Origin of the sequence: Shewanella insulae (assembly GCF_009831655.1) — a bacterium.
GTDB lineage: Bacteria > Pseudomonadota > Gammaproteobacteria > Enterobacterales > Shewanellaceae > Shewanella > Shewanella insulae.
This window is the reverse complement of the sequence record NZ_WRPA01000021.1, coordinates 1-16,537: the sequence shown is the minus strand read 5'-3', so window position 1 is coordinate 16,537 and position 16,537 is coordinate 1. Positions and strand designations below refer to the sequence as shown.

Genomic DNA, 16,537 nt, shown 5'->3' with positions numbered 1-16,537 from the left:
GTAGAATCTGGTTATTATAACATTTCCGCCTTAATTTGGGCTGTCTGATTTACCTTACAACCCTAAAAGTAGAGCCATTATATGGATTTGAATGCCATTCGTCAGCTGGCAGACGCTGATATGAAATCCGTCGACCAACTTATCTATAAACAGTTGGAATCGGATGTAGCCCTTATTAATCAACTCGGATTCTACATCATCAATGGCGGCGGCAAACGCATGCGCCCGCTGCTCTCTATCTTAGCCGCCCGCGCCATCGCCTATGAAGGTGAGGCGCATATTAAATTGGCGGCAATCGTTGAGTTTATCCATACCGCTTCTCTATTACACGACGACGTGGTCGATGAGTCCATGCTGAGACGCGGCAGGGAAACTGCCAATGCCCTATTTGGTAACAGCGCCAGCGTGCTAGTCGGAGACTTCCTCTATACCCGCTCTTTCCAGATGATGACAGAGCTTAAGAGCATGCAAGTGCTCGAAGTACTCGCCGATGCCACCAACGTACTGGCCGAAGGCGAAGTCCTACAGCTAATGAACTGTAACGACCCGGATACCAGCGAGGAAAGCTACATGCGGGTCATCTACTGTAAGACGGCTAAGCTATTTGAAGCCGCGACCCGTCTCGCGGGTGTGCTGGCCGATAGCAGCATAGAGGTGCAGACTGCCCTGGCCGACTATGGTAAATACCTGGGGACGGCCTTCCAGCTCACCGACGACCTGCTGGACTATACCGCAGATACCGAGGAGCTGGGTAAGAACATAGGTGACGACCTGGCCGAGGGTAAGCCAACCCTACCGCTGATTTACGCCATCACCAATGGCAACGAGGTCGAACGTCAGTTGATTCGCGATGCAATCGAGAAGGGTGATGGCACAGAACATATCGACACTATATTAAATGCCCTGAAGCAATGTGGTGCCCTCGACTACACAGAGAAACGTGCGCAAGAAGAAGCTGAGAAGGCGATAAAAGCATTAGATCTGCTTCCAGATAGCGACTATAAGCAGGCCCTGATATCGCTGGCGAGAATTGCCGTAGCGCGTAATCACTAATCGATAGCCATCGCGCTCTGTGCTATGAGGCGCATTATGATTCATGGCTTGAACATTCCCCATAAAAAATGGAGCCAATTGGCTCCATTTTTCGTTAAGGGCTAACTTAGCAACTTAGTTTAGAGACTTAGCCTTATTTTACGAAGTCGACACCTAGTGCGATATCGGCTTTTAGCGTGTCTAGCATAGCATCGCGTGCATTGGCTTCGAACTCGCTAACTTCGCCATAGGCAAGTACTTGCTCGATACCCTGCTTACCCAGTAGTACAGGTTGTGCGAAGAAGTCAGCATGCTCGCTGCCACCGTCAACATAGGCGCATTCAACAACGTTAGCTTCGCCTTGTAGGCCGCGAACCAGTGACAGGCCGAAACGACATGCAGCCTGACCCATAGACAGAGTCGCGCTACCGCCACCCGCCTTAGCTTCAACCACTTCGGTACCCGCGTTTTGGATACGATTAGTTAGCGCTGCAACTTCTTCATCAGAGAAGCTGACACCTTCGATTTGAGACAATAGAGGCAGAATAGTCACGCCGCTGTGTCCACCGATAACGTTAACTTTAACGTCGGCAACATTCAGGCCTTTCGCCTCGGCAACGAAAGTTTCAGAGCGGATCACGTCAAGAGTAGTCACACCGAACAGACGGTTCTTGTCATATACACCGGCAGCTTTCAATACTTCGGCAGCGATGGCCACAGTAGTGTTAACTGGGTTAGTAATTATACCGATCAGCGCCTTAGGGCAAGTTGCTGCACACTTCTCAACCAGGTTTCTCACGATACCTGCGTTGATGTTGAATAGATCTGAACGATCCATGCCTGGCTTACGCGCCACACCGGCAGAGATAAGTACCACGTCGGCACCTTCCAGGGCAGGCGTTGGATCTTCACCAGCAAAGCCCTTCACTTCTACAGCTGTCGGGATGTGGCTTAGGTCAACGGCAACACCAGGGGTTACTGGCGCGATATCATAAAGGGATAGTTTTGAACCGGCAGGCAATTGAGTTTTAAGTAGTAGGGCAAGAGCCTGGCCAATACCACCGGCGGCACCAAGTACAGCAACTTTCATAGTTATCTCCGTTAATTCTTGGATATTATGTGATATAGATCTAGATTTACCGATGGCGCAACATTACTGGAATCACGGTAAAAATTCAATTATCCCTTAGTCGTGTGGCCAGATAATTTCAATTTACTCAAAGCGACTGCCACTTCAGCATCATTTAGGTTATACTGGCAGGCCATCCGCGCCATTCTAGGGCGCAAACCTCACTCACAAACATGCATTTTTATTCACGCAATCCGAATAACACTTGACCAATGGTGCAAAACTATTCACAATAAGCCAGTTTTTTTGAATATAAGAATAATTCGATATGCAAGCCAATAAAAATCAAGACGAACTTGTAAAGACCTTTAAGGCTATCTTGAAAGAGGAGCGTTTTGGCTCCCAGAGCGAGATAGTCAACGCCCTGCAAGCAGAGGGCTTCAACAATATTAACCAGTCCAAAGTCTCACGCATGCTGAGCAAGTTTGGCGCCGTGCGCACCCGCAACGCCAAACAGGAGATGGTCTACTGCCTGCCCGCCGAACTTGGGGTCCCGACGGCTGGCAGCCCGCTGAAAAACTTAGTACTGGATGTCGACCATAACCAGTCTATGATAGTGGTCCGTACCAGCCCAGGGGCTGCCCAGCTAATCGCCAGACTACTGGACTCCATCGGCAAGCCCGAAGGCATACTGGGCACTATCGCCGGTGACGACACTATCTTCATCAGCCCTTCCAACATTCAGGAAGTGGACAAGACACTCGAGACGGTCAAGTCGCTGTTTAATTACGCCGATTAACCCACTTCTCAAGGATGGCCCAGGCCATTCACCCAAGAGACACCCTTTGACTGTTTAGCAAAGGGTGTCTTTTTTTTATCCCGGTTTTACTCGAGTTTTACCTAGATTTTACTCACGCTCAAATTGAATACTATATATCCAATAGGATACACTGAGTCCAAACCATCCCCTCTGTCACCCGATGGTTAAGGACCCGAGATGAAAAACAATAAGATAATTAATATCGACAACCTTTGCTGGGAATCTTGGCAGCACTCAGATCAATACGCCAGCCATCAGAAACATATCGGCGATGCCGCCGGTTGTCAGCAGATAGGCGTCACCATGGAACGGCTGGAACCCGGCAAGCTTTCCTCCGTCGCCCACTTTCACACCAAGGAAGAGGAGCACCTCTACGCGCTGCAAGGCGAAGCCACCCTGTATATCGACGGCGAGCCCCACCCCTTCAAACAGGGCGACTATATCTGCTTCACCGCCAACTCGGGCATTTCCCACACCCTGAAAAACGAATCCGATGCCGACTTCCTGTTTCTTGTGCTGGGTAATCGCGATCCCCACGATGTGGTGGTATATCCCGAGCACAATAAGGTGCAGGTGCGTTCTATCGACGAGATCTATGCCAAGCGGCCCACCAACTACTGGGATCCCGATCGCTAACCCATTTGTAAACAGGCACAAAAAAACACACCTTAAGGTGTGTTTTTTATTGGGCGACCTTAGGGCTAGCCTTCTAGATCCGCCTCATGCTCCATAAAGTCCAGCGACGGGACAAAGAATGCCGAGCCGGTCAATGCCTGGGTAAAGTGCATCAGGTGATCGTGATTCCCCTCGCCGTCACCATGGATCATGCTGCTCAGCATCTTCTCGAAATTTTCCGAATTGCGACAGGCAGAGATAAACATCAATCCCTGCTCTTTCATCGAGCCATAGGGCATGCTCTGGCGCAGGATCTCTATCGAGCTACCGTCGGCATCTTTCAGATTGACCCGCTTGATATGACTGGTCAGGGGCTTATCCTCAGAGGCGTACTCGATATTATCTATCTTGGTGCGGCCTATGATATCTTCCTGCTTCTTCTGTGGCAGACGGTTCCACTTGCTGAGGTTATGGGCAAACTTCTGCACATGCAGGTAGCTGCCAGCTCGAAACGCTTCATCTTCGTCTCCCACCAGGGCAACATCCTGTCGATGACGCCCCTTGGGATTCTCTGTACCGTCAACAAACCCGGTCAGATCTCGGGTATCCATAAACTGGAATCCCCGCTCCTCATCCACCAACTCGACCAGATCTTCAAACATCTGACACACCTCGTTGGCCACTAGATGCAAGATATCGTAGCGATCACAGCGTAGATGCACGAAGAGATCATACTCATGGGCAGGGGCATCACGGTTGTCGGCATGCATTGCAGGAAAAGGTTTTAACTGTGAAGGTCGCTGCCGAGGATAGAGGCTATCCCAGTAGTTGGCACCTATGGCCACGAAGCCGTTAAAGGCGCTGTCGGCATACTGGTCGGCCAATTCATAGATATACTGAGCCACATTGGCAACGCAGGGACGCAGCTGAGATTCGACGCCGTCGTTGGCGTTGAGCATCAGATACACACTATGTAAATTTCCTTCGGCACACACACCCAGCTGTTCACGTGGCATAACCAGATTATCCATAAATAAACCTACCTTTCGTCAGTCTCAATTTCGGCGTTATTATCCGAAACTTTAGCGATAATTAGTATTACACAACCCACAAACCGTTAAAGCGAAACATCATTTATCGGTTAGATTAACTTTTTTTTAAGTTGGCAACCATAGCTAGATAAAAATGCCCACACAAAAATGTTACATAGGCCCTATCTAAAACAACACCGCCGGATGTGGCGTCACCGACAGGGCGACCTTCTGTCCCGGTGAAAAGTGATGCAACGGCGAGCGAACTGCCAATGTCTCCTTACCTATTAGGATACTGTAGTGGCACAGATTACCGAGAAAGCGCCGCGCTATGATGGTGCCTTCTCCCTGTTTGTCCTCAGTCATCTGTATCTGCTCCGGACGCAGCAACATCTCACCACGATAACCCGCCCCCTTGGGCAAAATACTGCTGCTTTGCACCTCACCCAGCAGGGTCTGTAGCCGCGAGCTGGCTTTCACCTCACAGCTAAGATAGTTCACCTGACCGAGAAATTCCGCCACATACTTGTCGACCGGCGCGCCGTAGAGGCTCTCGGCATTGCCATATTGGGCTATGCGTCCCTCTTTGAATAGCGCCAGCTTATCGGCAAATACGAAGGCCTCATCCTTACTATGGGTCACGAATACCGCACTCACCCCACGCTGCTTTAAGATCTCGCGGATCTCTACCATCATCTCGCCTCGCACCTTAGCATCGATATTGGAGAAGGGCTCATCGAGCAGCAGCAGTTCTGGTTCGTAGGCGAGCGCCCTGGCAATCGATACACGCTGCTGCTGACCGCCCGAGAGTTCGTGGGGATAACGCCCCCCTAAGCCCTCCAGTTTCACCAACGCCAGCATCTCGCCGAGCCTCGCCTGTCTGGCGGCCTTGTTCAAGCCTTTGACCCCAAACAAGATGTTCTCGGCCACTGTCAGGTGGGGAAACAGGGCGTAGTCTTGAAAAATCATCCCCACTTCACGTTGCTCGCTAGGCACAAACAGCTCATCTCCAGAGAGCAAACGGCCATTGATGCTGATGCGACCCTGGGAGATAGGCTGCAGCCCGGCAATCGCCTTGAGTAGGGTCGTCTTGCCACAGCCGCTGGGGCCGAGCAAGGCAGCAATCTCCCCTTGATGCAACACAAGATCTAAGCCGCGCAGAATAACCTGCCCCTGATAATCGCTATGAACCTGTTCTATGGTGAGAGTCGACATACTAGTTACCTTGCTCCAGGGAGCGATTGAGATAGATAAGCGGGACCAGCCCCACCAAGACGATTACTATGGCCCCCAGGGCGCCCTGCTCTAGCTGCTCGTCTGAGACAAACTGGTAGACATAGGTGGCGAGATTCTCAAACCCCACAGGCCTGAGCAGCAAAGCCGCCGGCAGCTCCTTCATACACTCGATAAAGACCAGCAAGATGGCGGCGAAGATCCCGCTGCGCAGCAATGGTAGGTGGATCCGCGATAGGATAGCGCTAGGCTTCATCCCCATGGTGACCGACGCCATATCCAGCGAGGGACTAATCTGTTTATAGCTGTTTTCTATGCTACCGATAGCGATGGCCGCAAAACGAATCGTAAAGGCAAATATTAAGACAAACAGGGTGCCACTGAAGATAAGTCCAGGCTCAACCTGGTTGAAATAGGCATAGAGATCATTAAGGGCAAAATCCAGATAACTCAGCGGTACCAAGACGCCGATGGCCAGCACAGTGCCCGGCAGGGCGTAACCCGTCGAGGCCAGGCGTGACGGTAAGATATCAACTTCCCTTGGGCTGCAGCGCCGGACAAACATCAAGAGCAAGGCGAACACCACGGTCATCAGGCTGACCACCAAGGCGATCGTCAGGCTGTTGAGGCTATATTCCCAGAAGGCTTGGTTCCAACTCACATCAAAGTAATCCCAGGCATATCCCAGCAAGATCCAAACCGGCAGGCCGAAGGCCAGCAAGAGCAGCACAACGCAATAACCCGTCGCGAGCCAGGCCTTGTAACCCGATAGCCCATATCGCTCATGGGAGGTTATCGGCGTCTGTTTCTGAAACAGCTCCTGCTTACGCCTGGCAAACCGCTCTGCGCCGATCAGACAGAAGACCACCAACAAGATGATGGCAGAGAGTTTAGCTGCCGCCGCCAGACTACCGTATCCCAGCCAGGTATCGTAAACCGCCGTCGTCAGCGTGGGCACGGCAAAGTAGCTCACGGTCGCGAAATCGGCGGCCGTCTCCATCGCCACCAGCGCCGCCCCCACCGCCAAGGCAGGCCGTGCCATAGGCAGATTCAAGCGCCAAAAGCTGCGTCCGGGACTGGCGCCCATCACTCTGGAGGCGTGCAGCAGACTAGGCGACTGCTCCATAAAGGCGGTGCGCGCCAGCAGATAGATATAGGGAAATAACACTAGCGCCAGCATCACAGACGCACCACCCAGGGTGCGAACATCGGGAAAGTAATAATCTGTGGGTGATAGCCAGCCATTGACTTGCCTCAGCCAGGTCTGAATAGGCCCCGCATAGTCCAGCAGATCCGTATAGACATAGGCTACAACGTAGGCGGGCATAGCTAAGGGCAGCAGCAGCGCCCACTGAAACCAATTGCGTCCGGGAAAATCACAGCGGGCCACGCACCAGGCGGCGGGTACGGCGATCAGTAAGGCACCCAGGCTAACAAACAACATCAAGGCCAAGGTATTGAAGATATAGGTAGGCAAGACGGTCTGCATCAGGTGGCCGAATACTGCCTCATCTGGCACCAATGCCTGTATGCAGATAGCCCCCAGAGGCAAGGCAAAACAGATGGCGGTCAAATAGCTTAGGGTCGACCAAGATTTGGGAAAGCCTAAAATCATAGAAAATCTCAATAAAACGAGTCGGGTCATTATCTGTGACCAACTTAAATCTAAGCTTAAACGCAAACGATTATTAGTTGAATAGTGACACATGCAGCATAAAAACGAGATAGCCTTCCCGAAGGAAGGCTATCTGCTGACGAACGACACATTAGTCCCTAGAGATCGAACTTCACCTGATCGAGTAGCTTCACCGCCGCGCCGTGATACTCGGCTAGCTTGTGAATAGGCAGCTCATCGGCCTTATAGTCCCCCCAGGATGCCACCAGCTTTGAAGGCTTTACATCCAACTTAACCGGGTATTCCATGTTGAGCTCGGCGTAGGTCTGCTGCGCCTGTTGGCCCGAGAGATATTCCATCAGCTTGATGGCGTTCTCCCGTTCAGGGGCATACTTAGCTAAGGCCATGCCGGAGACATTGATATGGGCACCGCGATTTTTCTGATTCGGGAAGTTGATGTTAACCGCCTCGGCCCAAGGTACCTGCTTTGGATCCTGCAACATCTTACCCAGGTAGTAGCTGTTACCTATTGCAATGTCACACAGGCCTTCCTTAACCGCCTTCACCTGCGCCCTGTCGTTACCCTGTGGCTTACGCGCCAGATTTGCCTTAACGCCTTCTAGCCAGGTCTTGGTCTCGGCCTCACCATGATGGGCGATCATCGACGCCACCAGAGAGATGTTGTAGGGGTGCTTACCGCTGCGGGTACAGATCTTGCCCTTAAATTTAGGATCCGCCAGGTCTTCATAATCGATATCTAAGGGGCCGAGGCGTTCCTTGGAAGAGTAGATATTTCTCACTCGCTTGGTCAGGGCAAACCAATCGCCATTAGGCGAACGGAGATTCGCGGGAATGTTCTGCTGCAAGGTATCGCTGTCGACCGAGGCCACCAGGTCTCTGTCGGCCAGCTCCATTAAACGAGAGAAATCAGAGGTAAGCACCAGATCTGCACGGGACAGCCGCCCCTCACGGGCGATGCGCTCGGCAATACCCTGCTTGGCAAACACCAGATTGACCTTTATACCCGTCTCCTTGGTAAAGTCAGCCAGAATCGGGTCGATAAGGAAAGCCTGACGGTAGGAATAGACAGTGATGCTATCGGCCGCATTAGCCATTGAAGTGACACAAGCAAAACCCAGAACAGCCAAACGTTTCATGAATCTCATGCAGATACTCCGCGATACAGTTAATGATAATAATTATCAATTGCGACAAGAGTAATCAATCTGACATCAAACGGCAAGTCTGATTCGTCAAAATTTGTGAGGCTGCTCATTTTGACCCAAAAAGCCTCGGTGACTAGACTCAAAGAACTCGGCCCCAAAAAGGATCTCATATGTTTCTGGAAATTCTCACGCTGATACTCGCCGTTATTCTTATTTTATTCCTGTTTAAACATAGATTTACTCGGGTACGGGTCCGGCGGGCCCGCAGAAGCGCCATGCCGCAGACAGACCTGACTGCCAAGGCGATAAGCGAAGAACTCCCCCAGGCGCCGACTCACAACCATCATACCAGCCACCCCTATCACTGCGTCGAAATAGTCAATGACGACGGTCTGTGTGGCAGTGCAATGAACTTAAAAGGAAAACGCTTTCTCTCTAAAGATGCACCAACGCTGCCACTTCCCGGCTGCAGTGAGGGCGAATGTAACTGCCGGTATATGCATCACGAAGACAGAAGAGGACAAACGGAAGATAGGCGGATAGACTTTGGTGTCACCAGCGAACTCTATGGTGTATTTGGCGAACCCAATAGGCGCGAGCAACCGGCGAAGGGAAGACGCCAAACCGATCACAGGCACTAGAGCAACTTATTAGGCTCTACGAATTAAACACTTGGGCGTGTCGCTAACATGGCGTCACACTTAGCAAAAGATTGCAGCCATCTGGCGGTCGCCGGAGCAACCTTTCGCCAATCCAAGTCTGGATGACGAAAATCTAAATACTCTAACAGGCAGGCGAGACAGATCTGCTGCAACGTCAGCTTACCATGCCCTGAAATGGCCATCTGTTCTATCTGCGCGAGCCCTCTGAGTAAGGCTTGTTCAAATCGCGCCGTCCAAAATGGGCTACGCAGCCCCTCGTCGTCACGCATCTGCTCCTGCCTGAGCGCCACAGCACTATCGAGTAGCCCCTTAATCAAAGAGTATTGCGCCTCACCGTACCAAGACTCACCGGGCTGACCAAACAACTCGCCACCACAATACTCGTGATCCAGATAGCGAAGAATCACTTCACTGTCATACAGGGCACCACCGTCGTTTAGCAGCAGGCAGGGGATCTTTGCCAGCGGATTGGCCTCAAGTAATAACTCGTCATTTTCCAACGGATTAACACCGACCTGCTCAATTCCGTCTATGGCAAACTGGGTGATAACGACCCGTACGGTTCTGGCGTAGGGAGACGCCTCGGAATACAGTAATTGCATCTCACTTCCTCTACCAATATTTCTCGACGGTTATCTGCCCAGGGGCTCGGCGAAGATTCTTGGCCAATCCCCGCGACTGCAACATTGTATTGAGCTCCTTAATCATCTCGGGATGGCCGCAGATCATCACCTGCGAATCTTGTGCGCTCAGGTTAAGGCCAACCTCTTGCTCGATAACACCGCTCTCAACCCCTTGAGTAATGCGGCAACTGAGCGCACCTTCCACCGGCTCCCGGGTAACTGAGGTCACCAAGATAAACTGCCCTGGATACTGGGCCTCGAATGCCTTGAGCTCTTCATAATAGGCAAGATCTTCTTGATACCTAACGCCATAAACCAAGATAACACGCTCGAATCTCTGCCAGGGCTCGTCTGTCCTCATCATGGAGATAAAGGGGCCCACCGCGGTGCCCGTAGCAAAAAACCACATATGTTTCCCCTGTTTGGGGATTTCATCCAGGGTCATAAAACCGGCCGCCTTGGTGGAAATATTGACGCTATCACCCGGTGCCAATGCCTGTAATCTGGGCGAGAGCAGTCCATCGTCGACGCTAACGGCCAGCACCTCCAATAGGGATTCACCTGGGGCATTAACCAGAGAATAGGCCCTGGCGACCCGTTTATCGTCGATATGCAGCGACAACTTGATGAATTGCCCGGCAATGAAATCGCCGATGTCGCCCGACAACTTCAAGGTAAACAACTGATCGCTCCAGTCAATCCGCTCTACAACCTTTGCCTCTCCCCACATGTCGCACCTCTGATGGCATCAATCGCTACTGATACTCCCATGATTCATAGATTTTCCATTCGAGTCAAGACAACAAAAAACCCCTTATCTTAAGGGGTTTATCGAAATCAATTGGCGGTCGAATGCTGGCTATTCTTGCTCGGTCTCTTGATTGAAACTGTCTCTGAATGCCTGCAACCCTTCCTGTACCAAGCCATAAGTCTTGTCGACCCCAGCCTCTATGTCCCCTTCAAGCACCTTGAGCCCGGAAAGGATATCTTTAGCCTCATCGAATCCCTGATCTATGGCGCCGCCGATAATATCCATGAAGGAGCTAAGCTGGTCATCGAAAGACATGCCGCGATTCTGCTCTTGATGTATGGCGAAGAATTGAGTCGCAAAACTAACGATTCGCTCGGCCGTTGCCTCGGGTGAAGTATCCACCCCTTGCTCTACTGCCGTCTCGATGGCGTGCTCACCCATTGTCGGCGCCAACTCTTCGTTGATCGCCTCGATAGCCGCCTTATACAACAGCTGCATGGGCTCATTACCAGCGCTCAGGTTAACGTCTTGCTGTGCCTCCAGAATCGCCGTATTCATCAACTGCTTACTGGCCGCCAATGCCGTCTTATTCTTGGCCACCTCGGAGACTTGTTGACCATGGTTAGTCGTCGAATCTGTCTTATTGTGCGCCGCAGCAGATACGGCTCCGCCGTGATTTTGAATCTCCATAATAGCCTCACTCACCAAAATAAATTAACTCTCAGCTATTATTATCGTCCATTTTATAAACAACTTTAGCCCTGAGGCCCAATTAATCTGTCATCGGCAACTCTGCCTAAATAGGATATGCTAGCCAATTCGTTAATATATACAGGGATACGCATGTTACGACTCATCAGCTATGGGCTTCTCGCATTGTTAGCTTACCTGCCAATGGCCCAGGCCAATCAGGTAACCACAAGTAAAACCGTGATTCTGGTGCGTCACGCAGAGAAAGCCGGTAAAGGCCGCGATCCCATGTTGAGCCACGAAGGCAAGCTGAGGGCCAAAGCCTTGGTCGAGGCTTTAGCCGGTACTCCACTCAGCCTGGCAATAGCAACGCAATTTAGACGCACCCAGGAAACCTTGACGCCACTCATGACCGCTAAAGGAATTCCTTTAGTTGTCATCGACGCAGGCAAGGAGATGGACAAACATATTGCGGCCATCGCCGACAAGGTCATGGCGCAGGATGGCAATGTGATCATCGCCGGTCATTCCAACACAGTACCACTGATCATCAAAGCATTAGGTGGACCTGAACTACCTCAATTGGGTGAATCGGAATACGACAAGCTATTTATCCTTTCGATGCCCCAAGAAGGCGCAACTAGCCTGATAAAAACCCAATATGGTGCAACTTCAATCAATACCCCATAAGTATTAGACATTAGTCTAGATAGCGCTAGCATTATGGGCTAAACTTGATTACATTAGCGATATATGGAATAGCGGCAGGCACTGGCGTTAAGGATAACCTCGGAGAATCACTTGTGAGTAATTCGTTTTTTGGAGCGGGAAATAAAAGTAAACCCTTGTCGGTTAGCTGTCAAAACTGCAACCGATTAACGGTTATTGAGGGCGAAACCATTTGCTTTAAGGGTGGAGAGATCATTCGGCTCACCCCTTATGAACCTCAAAACACTAAAGTCAGCCTTCTTTGTGATGGCTGGAAGCCTATTAACACCTCAAAGTCAGCCTAACCTCCCCTCAGCCTGCGACTCAGGTCATCCACCAGTTAACCTTGCAACATACGAGCGTAGTCGTTCGCGCTGTGTTTGATCTCTCGCGTCAGCCCCTCGATGATGGTCGAGGGTGGGATCATCGCCAGGGTTAAGCCTCGTGTCGTTACCCTTAGATAGGAATTGAGCTGGGCGTAAACGACAACCAACTCTTCTTGCTCCAATCCCCGCTCTTTCAACGTAGCCATGATTGCCAACCAGTCGGTATCCACGACCCTAGTCTGACCTTCGATGCTTGCATGTATGGGGATATTTTTCATGGAACCGCCTCCTTAGGTTTGTTATTAACAAATATTATGCAAATCAAACCTGAACGAAGACTTAATCCCTTACAATTAATGCTGGTTTTGTACGGTCCACAGTTTCTTGTAGAGTCCGTCCGTCGCCAGTAGACTCTGATGATCCCCCCGCTCGACAATCTTTCCCTGACTCAGCACCAAGATCTGATCGGCATCCACCACGGTCGACAGCCTGTGGGCAATGACCAGGCTGGTATGCCCCTTAGCCATCTCCTTGAGTGCATTAAGAATGGCCTGTTCCGAATGGCTATCAAGCGAAGAGGTCGCCTCGTCGAATACCAACAGCGGAGAGCCCTTAAGGATCGCCCTGGCGATCGCCACCCTCTGTTTCTCACCGCCTGAGAGTTTTAACCCGCGTTCGCCCACCTTAGTATGCCATCCTTCGCTGAGTTGAGAGACGAAGTTGGACAGGTGTGCCAACTCTATCGCCGCCCTCACCTGCTCGTCACTCGCCCCCGGCAGACCATAACGAATATTTTCCAGCAGCGAGTCGTTAAACAAGACGGTATCTTGTGGCACTATGGCGACGGCACTACGCAGCGCATCTTGAGTCAGCGTCTTGGTATCATGGCCATCTATGGTGATAAGTCCCTGCTGCGCCTCATAGAACCTAAACAGCAGCTTCACTATGGTAGACTTGCCAGCGCCACTATCCCCCACGATGGCCACCTTATGACCGGCGGGGATCTCGAAGCTAACATCAGTTAGAATCGGCCTGTCACCATAACGAAAACTCACCCCTTCAAATTTCAGGCTCCCCTGAGTAATCTTGGGCGATGTTGCATTAGGTGCATCGTTTATCTTAGGCACCCTGTCCAACAGGCTAAACATACGCTCGATATTGGCCAGCGCACCGCGTATTTCTCGATAGACGAAGCCTAAGAAATTGAGCGGCATGAAGAGCTGCATCATGAAGGCGTTGATCAGTACAAAGTCACCTATGGTCATGGCACCTTGACTCACCCGAGTCGCCGCCAGTGCCAACATGAGGGTCATCGCCAGTGAGATGATCAGCGCCTGCCCGGCGTTCAGCGCAAACAAGGAGAGTCGATTCTTTCGCTTGGCCACCTCCCAGCGCTCCAAGGCTCGATCATATTGCTCTGACTCATAGGCCTCATTGTTGAAGTACTTCACCGTCTCATAGTTGAGCAAGCTGTCGATGGCGCGGGTATTAGACTGAGAATCCGCCATGGCCGCCTCACGCACGAAGCCGGTCCGCCATTCGGTGGCAAAAATAGAGAAGAGGATATAGGCGATGACGGCACTCAGGGTAATTGCCGCGAAAATCCAGCCGTAGTTATAAAGCAAGATACCCACCACCAGCGCTATCTCAAGCAGGGTCGGCACTATGTTAAACACCATGAACCGCATCAGGAAGCTGACCCCACTGGTGCCCCGCTCTATGTCTCGCGACAGCCCCCCCGTGCGACGCTCCAGATGAAAGGCCAGATCGAGTCGATGCAGATGATCGAATACAGACAGGCCAAGACGCCTAATCGCCCGTTCGGTAACCCGGCCAAACAGGGTGTCTCTCACCTCGGAGATCACCGTATTGAGCAGGCGCAAACTGCCGTATGCCAGCACCAAGGCGATGGGCACGGCAATCATCTGCTCGGCTGAGGCCTCACTCAGAGTATCCACCAGCTGCTTGAGCACGAAGGGCAAGCCTACGCTTGCCATTTTCGCCACCACCAGACAAGCAAGCGCCAAGATCACCCGCCCCTTAAACTCGAGTAAATAGGGCCAAAGCAATTTCAAGACATGCCAATTCAGTTTATCGATAGGACCATCAAAATAGAGCGAAGGACGCATGGCAACTCCAGCTAGCATCATTAGTTAGACTAAGGCATTTAGGTGAGATCAAGATAAAAGCCATAACATACACCATCTTACCTCAGTAGGCTTACCAGCCACTAGCCCAATCATTCACCTTTGCTATAGGGGCAGCATTTTGGCATAGAGAGTCAACCAAGATCAGACTTTCGATGAATCATCTCGCCCCCACAAATAATACTTTTGAACTACATAATGAGTGAAAAAACTAGAAAAAAGCATTACCCTTGTGGAAGTAATTGTCACTTTAGTGTTTCATCGAGGTGATTATTGTTATCTCTCGCCACAGATTTTGATAATCTCAAGGTCAGCTTAAGGCGGTTCAAGCTGAGTAAAAAGCAGAGCGGGAATAACCCAATTTTTAAAGGAAGCCGATATGCCACAATCATCTGACGTGCAATACCCACCACTGCCATTGGTACAGACTTGGGTATGGATGATGACAGAATCGAACAGCCCAGAAATACAGCAGAAGGGTCAAAACAATCTAATATCGTCTTTTGGCAGTCTTGCTAAAGCCAACGAATATTTGGTGAAACAACAAGCCAAATAAACCAGCCAGCAGATGTAAAAAAGGAAGCCAAATCGGCTTCCTTTTTTTATCTCTGGGCATCTACTTAGGCCCGACGCTCGATCACACTCTGATTTAACTGTGCCAGCAAGGTTTCGGTATCTTCCCAACCGATACAGGCATCCGTGATGCTCTGCCCGTAACACAGGGACTGTCCCTCGACATAGTCCTGACGCCCCTCAACCAGATGACTCTCAACCATCACACCAAATATGGCTCGCTCTCCTGAACTCACCTGGCTAGCAATGTCTTCACCCACCAACATCTGACGCTTAAACTGTTTACTGCTATTGGCATGGCTGAAATCTACCATGATATTTTGTGGCAGCTTTGCCTTGGCTAACTGCTCACTGATCGTCTTTACGTGCTCGGCGCTATAATTCGGCTCCTTGCCTCCACGCAAAATAATATGACAATCGGGATTCCCCTTGGTAGAGACAATTGCCGAATGGCCGTATTTAGTCACAGATAGAAAATGGTGTGGCGCACTAGCGGCACCTATCGCGTCGATAGCCACCTTGATGGTGCCATCGGTACCATTCTTAAAGCCCACCGGACAAGAGAGACCAGAGGCCAACTCTCTGTGCACCTGTGATTCAGTCGTTCGGGCACCGATTGCGCCCCAACACATCAAATCCGCCACATACTGGGGCGTGATCATATCTAGGAATTCACCCGCTGTAGGTACACCTAACTCATTGAGATCTAAAAGCAGCTTTCGGGCGGTACGCAGACCGTCGTTTAACTTAAAACTATTGTCCATGTAAGGATCGTTGATAAGGCCCTTCCAGCCCACTGTGGTACGCGGCTTCTCGAAATAGACGCGCATCACTACCTCAAGTTGATCCTGATATTGCTCGCGTAGTTTAGCGAGCCTCTGACCATACTCAAATGCCGCCTTGGGATCATGAATAGAACAAGGCCCGATGATCACTAACAGACGATCATCTTCTTTTTTAAGGATATTGTGGATATTCTGTCGTGCGTTAAACACAGTTGCCGATGCATTTTCGCTTGCCGGAAATCGCTCAAGAATAGCGACTGGGGGTAACAACTCTTTAATTTTATTAATGCGAACGTCATCAGTTTGATAATACATGGTTTTATTTTCCACTCCGGCTCTGGATTAAATAAGGGTCTCTCTATTGCACTACTGAGTTCAATTTATCCAGTATCCTCCACTATTGCAACCAAACATTAATAAAATAAAGAAGATAAAAATAACCTTATGTTATATAACATATAATTATTATTTTAATTTAAAAATTCCCCCCGTAAGCTAGCGGCGATTACCCGGCATAACAAAACAAAGTATTAACAATTACCTGAAAATTGCCCAAAAGCCTATCTCTAGGGAATCCCCAGATAATTCCTTGTACAATCAATTAGTAGACACGCATGGTGCTGTTTGATCTAATCAATTTCGCCAAAAACAAACTAGAACAACACCATGCGCGACATTACAATACTACATG

17 protein-coding genes are annotated in these 16,537 nt (G+C 50.5%); 6 read left to right on the top strand and 11 right to left on the bottom strand.

Translation table 11 applies throughout. From position 1 onward, the window contains the following. The first annotated feature begins 81 nt into the window (after positions 1 to 81). Positions 82 to 1,053: an octaprenyl diphosphate synthase gene (gene ispB / locus GNT65_RS17935; protein ID WP_160798575.1), complete on the top strand. Its 972-nt coding sequence runs from the start codon at positions 82 to 84 to the stop codon at positions 1,051 to 1,053. A gap of 133 nt (positions 1,054 to 1,186) precedes the next feature. On the opposite strand, the gene mdh is transcribed toward ispB, so the two are convergent. Further along, complete coding sequence (gene mdh / locus GNT65_RS17930; RefSeq protein WP_160798574.1) at positions 1,187 to 2,122, bottom strand: malate dehydrogenase; 936 nt, start codon at positions 2,120 to 2,122, stop codon at positions 1,187 to 1,189. 307 nt (positions 2,123 to 2,429) lie between these two features. Here mdh and argR point away from each other — a divergent pair, with 307 nt between their 5' ends. Next, entirely contained in the window at positions 2,430 to 2,900 is a 471-nt protein-coding gene (argR, locus tag GNT65_RS17925; RefSeq protein ID WP_160798573.1) for a transcriptional regulator ArgR, read from the top strand. Between the two features lie 198 nt (positions 2,901 to 3,098). After that, a complete protein-coding gene (locus tag GNT65_RS17920) occupies positions 3,099 to 3,557 on the top strand; it encodes a cupin domain-containing protein (protein ID WP_160798572.1) in 459 nt (152 codons plus the stop codon). Between the two features lie 65 nt (positions 3,558 to 3,622). Here the strand turns inward: GNT65_RS17920 and GNT65_RS17915 are convergent, their stop codons facing one another. The 4 genes from GNT65_RS17915 to GNT65_RS17900 all read right to left on the bottom strand — a co-directional run bounded on the left by GNT65_RS17915 (position 3,623) and on the right by GNT65_RS17900 (position 8,581). Next, complete coding sequence (locus tag GNT65_RS17915) at positions 3,623 to 4,567, bottom strand: Dyp-type peroxidase (protein ID WP_160798571.1); 945 nt, start codon at positions 4,565 to 4,567, stop codon at positions 3,623 to 3,625. A 186-nt stretch (positions 4,568 to 4,753) separates the two neighbouring features. Beyond that, the gene (locus GNT65_RS17910) at positions 4,754 to 5,782 is read right to left on the bottom strand and encodes an ABC transporter ATP-binding protein (RefSeq protein WP_160798570.1); all 1,029 of its coding nucleotides are present in this window, start codon (positions 5,780 to 5,782) and stop codon (positions 4,754 to 4,756) included. Position 5,783: 1 nt separating this feature from the next. Beyond that, a complete protein-coding gene (locus tag GNT65_RS17905) occupies positions 5,784 to 7,415 on the bottom strand; it encodes an ABC transporter permease (protein ID WP_160798569.1) in 1,632 nt (543 codons plus the stop codon). Positions 7,416 to 7,573: 158 nt separating this feature from the next. Further along, a complete protein-coding gene (locus tag GNT65_RS17900) occupies positions 7,574 to 8,581 on the bottom strand; it encodes a Fe(3+) ABC transporter substrate-binding protein (RefSeq protein WP_160798568.1) in 1,008 nt (335 codons plus the stop codon). Positions 8,582 to 8,751: 170 nt separating this feature from the next. Between GNT65_RS17900 and GNT65_RS17895 the strand changes: the two genes are divergently transcribed. After that, complete coding sequence (locus GNT65_RS17895; protein WP_160798567.1) at positions 8,752 to 9,222, top strand: hypothetical protein; 471 nt, start codon at positions 8,752 to 8,754, stop codon at positions 9,220 to 9,222. Positions 9,223 to 9,245: 23 nt separating this feature from the next. On the opposite strand, the gene GNT65_RS17890 is transcribed toward GNT65_RS17895, so the two are convergent. The 3 genes from GNT65_RS17890 to GNT65_RS17880 all read right to left on the bottom strand — a co-directional run bounded on the left by GNT65_RS17890 (position 9,246) and on the right by GNT65_RS17880 (position 11,307). Beyond that, positions 9,246 to 9,845 (bottom strand): glutathione S-transferase, encoded by a 600-nt coding sequence (locus GNT65_RS17890; protein WP_160798566.1) that lies wholly within the window; start codon positions 9,843 to 9,845, stop codon positions 9,246 to 9,248. Between the two features lie 10 nt (positions 9,846 to 9,855). Then, positions 9,856 to 10,596, bottom strand: a complete 741-nt coding sequence (locus tag GNT65_RS17885; protein WP_160798565.1) for a ferredoxin--NADP reductase — start codon at positions 10,594 to 10,596, stop codon at positions 9,856 to 9,858. 129 nt (positions 10,597 to 10,725) lie between these two features. Further along, positions 10,726 to 11,307, bottom strand: coding sequence for a DUF5610 domain-containing protein (locus GNT65_RS17880; protein WP_160798564.1), 582 nt, complete (start codon positions 11,305 to 11,307; stop codon positions 10,726 to 10,728). 153 nt (positions 11,308 to 11,460) lie between these two features. On the opposite strand from GNT65_RS17880, the gene GNT65_RS17875 reads away from it, so the two are divergent. Further along, complete coding sequence (locus GNT65_RS17875) at positions 11,461 to 11,997, top strand: histidine phosphatase family protein (RefSeq protein WP_160798563.1); 537 nt, start codon at positions 11,461 to 11,463, stop codon at positions 11,995 to 11,997. Between the two features lie 358 nt (positions 11,998 to 12,355). On the opposite strand, the gene GNT65_RS17870 is transcribed toward GNT65_RS17875, so the two are convergent. Both GNT65_RS17870 and GNT65_RS17865 read right to left on the bottom strand, forming a co-directional pair. Further along, positions 12,356 to 12,619 (bottom strand): hypothetical protein, encoded by a 264-nt coding sequence (locus GNT65_RS17870; RefSeq protein WP_160798562.1) that lies wholly within the window; start codon positions 12,617 to 12,619, stop codon positions 12,356 to 12,358. 75 nt (positions 12,620 to 12,694) lie between these two features. Then, complete coding sequence (locus GNT65_RS17865; RefSeq protein WP_160798561.1) at positions 12,695 to 14,470, bottom strand: ABCB family ABC transporter ATP-binding protein/permease; 1,776 nt, start codon at positions 14,468 to 14,470, stop codon at positions 12,695 to 12,697. 397 nt (positions 14,471 to 14,867) lie between these two features. On the opposite strand from GNT65_RS17865, the gene GNT65_RS20570 reads away from it, so the two are divergent. Then, positions 14,868 to 15,044, top strand: coding sequence for a hypothetical protein (locus tag GNT65_RS20570; protein WP_011864658.1), 177 nt, complete (start codon positions 14,868 to 14,870; stop codon positions 15,042 to 15,044). Between the two features lie 64 nt (positions 15,045 to 15,108). Here the strand turns inward: GNT65_RS20570 and aroG are convergent, their stop codons facing one another. After that, complete coding sequence (gene aroG, locus GNT65_RS17860) at positions 15,109 to 16,161, bottom strand: 3-deoxy-7-phosphoheptulonate synthase AroG (RefSeq protein WP_160798560.1); 1,053 nt, start codon at positions 16,159 to 16,161, stop codon at positions 15,109 to 15,111. Positions 16,162 to 16,537 lie beyond the last annotated feature (376 nt).